At 48.1% G+C, this 4,304-nt stretch carries 4 protein-coding genes and 1 pseudogene; 3 read left to right on the top strand and 2 right to left on the bottom strand.

Annotated elements, in window-relative coordinates; translation table 11 throughout:
• Positions 1–80: 80 nt before the first annotated feature.
• Positions 81–1,133 (bottom strand): group II intron reverse transcriptase/maturase, encoded by a 1,053-nt coding sequence (ltrA, locus tag JJU34_RS21640; RefSeq protein WP_228694514.1) that lies wholly within the window; start codon positions 1,131–1,133, stop codon positions 81–83.
• A 26-nt stretch (positions 1,134–1,159) separates the two neighbouring features.
• On the opposite strand from ltrA, the gene JJU34_RS21900 reads away from it, so the two are divergent.
• From JJU34_RS21900 to JJU34_RS21650, 3 genes are all read left to right on the top strand, one after another.
• Positions 1,160–1,402: a DUF5372 family protein gene (locus tag JJU34_RS21900; RefSeq protein ID WP_366512735.1), complete on the top strand. Its 243-nt coding sequence runs from the start codon at positions 1,160–1,162 to the stop codon at positions 1,400–1,402.
• A 60-nt stretch (positions 1,403–1,462) separates the two neighbouring features.
• Positions 1,463–1,795: a DUF6788 family protein gene (locus JJU34_RS21645; protein ID WP_228694515.1), complete on the top strand. Its 333-nt coding sequence runs from the start codon at positions 1,463–1,465 to the stop codon at positions 1,793–1,795.
• A gap of 137 nt (positions 1,796–1,932) precedes the next feature.
• Complete coding sequence (locus JJU34_RS21650) at positions 1,933–3,993, top strand: recombinase family protein (protein WP_228694516.1); 2,061 nt, start codon at positions 1,933–1,935, stop codon at positions 3,991–3,993.
• Positions 3,994–4,069: 76 nt separating this feature from the next.
• Here the strand turns inward: JJU34_RS21650 and JJU34_RS21655 are convergent.
• Positions 4,070–4,304: pseudogene (locus JJU34_RS21655) on the bottom strand (hypothetical protein); the annotation flags it as partial.

Here is a 4,304-nt window from a genome sequence, read left to right on the forward strand (position 1 = left end):
AATCGAGTAGGAAGATAGGGATTAGTTCCCTATCTGTCCTCTCACACCACCCTGCGTACCGTTCGGTACAGGGCGGTTCTTTAAGTTTTGACTCTAACCTTTTGGTAGTAATCTGATAAGAACACATATCCTGCTTGCCTAAGTCTGTCCGTGGTTATAGTGGTATTCAGGATAAAACTATTGGCTATGTGCCAATAACCCTTCCTAGTGTTTGCCCACTCCCAAGCCTTGGCTTTCTTCACCCCAAGCCTGACAAGATTCGTCAATTTGGTCCTTATCCGTTTCCATTGTTTCCAGATGACCATCCTGATTCTTCTCCTATACCATTCATCTGTTCTTAGTAGCAGGTTTTGCATATCTGCCAGTTTGAAGTAATTCACCCAGCCAATAATGTATTGCCGAAGGGACTCCTTCCTGCGGTCGTTGCCCCAGCCATTGCTGCGTGATGTCAGCTCTTTTAACTTCGCCTTCATCTTTGATACACTTTTGGGGTGTATCCGCAGCCTGCCCTCCCCTTTCGGATTGTAAAACGAATAACCAAGGAATTTCACCTTGGATATAGGAGCGACTTGGCTTTTCTCTCTGTTCACTTTCAAAAACAACTTACCCTCAATAAAGTGGATAATCGAACCCATTACACGCTCTGCGCTTCGCTTGCTCTTACACAAGATGACCATGTCATCTGCGTACCGTACAAACTTGTGCCCTCTGCGTTCTAACTCCTTGTCCAGTTCATCGAGCATGATGTTGCTCAGGAGTGGGCTTAATGGCCCTCCTTGGGGAACACCCATCCCACTGGCCTCAAAGTTACAACCTACCTGCACTCCGGCATTGAGGTATTTGTGTATCAGGGATACTACCCGGCCGTCCTCAACTGTGCGGGAAAGTACTTCTATCAGCTTACTATGGTTTACTTTGTCGAAGAACTTCTCCAAGTCCAAGTCGACTGCATAACCATGACCTTCCGTGATGTAGTCTCTGCATTTCTTGAGTGCCTGGTGGGCATTACGCTTTGGCCTGAACCCGTAGCTATGTTCGCTAAACTGAGGTTCATATAGAGGTGTGAGTATTTGGGCAATGGCTTGTTGTACTACCCTGTCTACTACTGTGGGAAACACCCTTCTTAACTGCACTCCTTCACAGACAGGAGTTGGGATCTGTGAAAATAACCCATCCTTTCCATCCGCAGTACAACCAAGAATTCCAGATCCTGAAAATCAGGAAATGCGCCGGAAAACTGACCCTGTCACTCCGGGGAACTGACTGTGGCAGCTTCGGCATACAGGCAGACTGGACAGATTATTTCTTGTCAGAGCCTCCCCCATTAAGTGGCCCGGGAGAATTTATCTCTCTCAAGGCTCTCTCGGCTCTTTGCGATATGGTAAAAAAAACTGATCAATAATTTCTTTTCCGATATTTAATAGCTATTTTCGGACTACTTAAATAAGTAACCCGATTTATAATGACAATACCAACCAGTGAGCTCAGAAAAAACAGGCAGGATCTGATCGGACAGCTTGCGGCCCTTGACGGAAAAATCCTCCGGGGCTCCCTCATAGAGAGCTATAAAAAATGCGGAAAGCCCGGATGTAAATGTGCCACGGGAAGGGGCCACGGGCCCAAGCACTCCATGACGGTCAATTTTCCCAAGCGAAAACCGGAGAATGACTATATCCCACTTGAATATGTGGCACAGATAAAGGAATACGTCTCCAACTACCAACGGCTCAAGGAAATCCTCGAGCAGATCTGCATGATAAACCGGGAGATACTAAAACGGAGGGAGGAACTGTAAAGGGGAAAAGATGGATCTGCCGGTCATTGACATATCGGATAAAATAGAAGAACTGGGAATACTATTCGCAAACCTGTTACAGGATTGTTGCCTGCATACAGATATCCAATTTCAATATGACTTAAACATCAATGACCATGAACAGCAAGATCCAATCACACCACCTACAGAAAACAGCCTTTGTGTACCTGCGCCAATCGACCATGCACCAGGTGATGCACCACAGGGAGAGCACCGAGCGCCAGTATGCGCTGCGGCAGAAAGCCACCGACTATGGATGGAACCCGTCCATGGTCCGGACCCTGGACGGGGACCTTGGCCGTTCGGGCAGCAATACCGCGGGACGGGAAGACTTCAAAACAATAGTGGCGGAAGTATCCATGGACAAAGTGGGGGCGATATTTGTACTGGAGGCCTCCCGGCTGTCCAGAAGTTCCGCCGACTGGAACCGCTTGTTGGAACTTTGCTCCCTTACCAAAACCCTGATAATCGATCAGGACGGCTGCTACGACCCATCGGAATTCAACGACCAGCTCCTGCTAGGGCTGAAGGGCACCATGTCACAGGCGGAACTTCATCTAATAAGGGCCCGCCTGTACGGGGCAAAGATCAACAAGGCAAAGAAAGGTGAACTCCGCTTCCCCTTACCCGTAGGATATGCGCACGACCCGGACGGCAATATCACTTTCGATCCGGATGCACAGGTGTGCCATGTTATCCAGATGATATTCGATCTGTACCGCGAAAAGCAAAGTGCCTATGCCGTAATTCAGCATTTTGGCAGGAACAACATCGCGTTCCCAAAAAGAGCTTACGGCGGCGGATGGAAAGGAAAACTGGTCTGGGGGAAAGTAACCTATGAAAGGATAATCTCCGTTCTTGGCAATCCGTTTTATGCGGGGGTATATGCATGGGGCAGGCACAAAAGCTTCAAGTCCATCAACGGGCACGGGGAGATTGTTACCAAGCAGCGTCTGATCCCCATGGAAGAATGGCCGGTGATGATCAAAGACCACCATTGCGGCTACATTTCCTTTCAGGACTTTGAAAACAACAGGGCACAGGCCCGGATGAACAAAACAAAAAACCCCGACAACATCCTTGGCGGCCCTCCGCGGGAAGGAATGACCCTGTTGCAGGGCCTGGTTTACTGTGGCGTTTGTGGCCGGAGAATGACTGTCCGTTACACCATGAACGGCAAATGTACGCCCACCTACGAATGCAACTGGAGAAAGCGGCAGGGGGTTACCCACAGTCCCTGCTTCAGCTTTAAAGCTTCCCTTGCCGACCCGGTTGTCGGGAAGATGGTTGTCGGTGTGCTTACGCCCGCCAACCTATCCATTGCCATCAATGCTTTAAACCAGATTGAAAAGCGCAATACCACGCTAAACAGACAGGGGGAGATGAACATCCAGCGTTGTCAATACCGGGCTGATCTTGCGCGGAGAAGGTTTGAACAGGTAGATCCCGCCAACAGGCTTGTTGCCGCTTCATTGGAAAAGAGCTGGAACATCGAACTGGAAAAACTCGCTGATGCCGAAAAGGAACACGGGGAATATATGGCCAAACAGGAGAGGGAGTTCCCCGCTTCCAGAAAAAAAGAAATAACTGATCTCGCCTCCCGTATTCCCGATCTCTGGAAAAAAACTTCCAATGTAAAGGATAAAAAGCGTATAGTAAGGCTCCTGGTCAGCGACATTACCGTAACAAGGGATGCCGAAGCCAAAACATTGGCATTCAACCTCCGCTGGCAGACAGGCCAGCTACAGCAGTTTACCGTACCGCTTCCCCAAAATGTATTTGACAACATCCGCTATCCCGAAGCGATGGTAGACCGGGTCCGCAAACTCACCCTACTTCACGGGGATGACTGTAAAACGGTTGACATACTCAACAGTGAAGGTAAATTAAGTGCTACAGGCAAACCTTTTACCAAGGATATGGTCGAATGGATCAGATTCAAACACAAGATAGACAGGCCGCTGATCCGGGATGAATATGAGTTCACGGTTGCCGAAACAATGAAAATATTCAGCGTATCAAAACACATGGTCTACTACTGGGTAAACAGAAAATATGTCCAGTCCAGAAAACTTAAAAACCAAATACTGGTTGAAATACCGCCAACCAAAGCAGCTGAACTGCGTCAGATGATCGAAAACTCCTACAAAGCAAGTTCAAGGATGTCGCCGGCATAGGGCTGTAATTATTGGCTTTTGGCAATAAGTCACTAAACTTCCAGGGGACAGGCATTTATTCTGTTTAAACACCCCATCAATCAGGACGGAATATGGAATCCATCCTTATATTTGTTATAGCAAAAACATACCGACAACTAACTGTAATAAAGTAGTATGAAAGCAACTTCGGTATGCCCAATTGCCGGTTCTGACCGTTGTCCTTGGGTATCTCTACCCTGCGAACAGGATTGGGGCGGTACTCGCCCCGCAATATGGTTGTTATTAGTTCATCCTTATGGGAAACAAGATAGTCCTTAAGAGATTCGACT

It is taken from the genome of Lunatimonas sp. (assembly GCF_020832325.1).
Classification (GTDB): Bacteria; Bacteroidota; Bacteroidia; order Cytophagales; family Cyclobacteriaceae; genus Lunatimonas.

What these genes read in the sequence shown, in the direction of transcription:
- JJU34_RS21645 (WP_228694515.1), top strand. Translation starts at nt 1,463, where the DNA reads ATGACAATACCAACCAGTGAGCTCAGAAAAAACAGGCAGGATCTGATC.
- JJU34_RS21650 (WP_228694516.1), top strand. Translation starts at nt 1,933, where the DNA reads ATGAACAGCAAGATCCAATCACACCACCTACAGAAAACAGCCTTTGTG.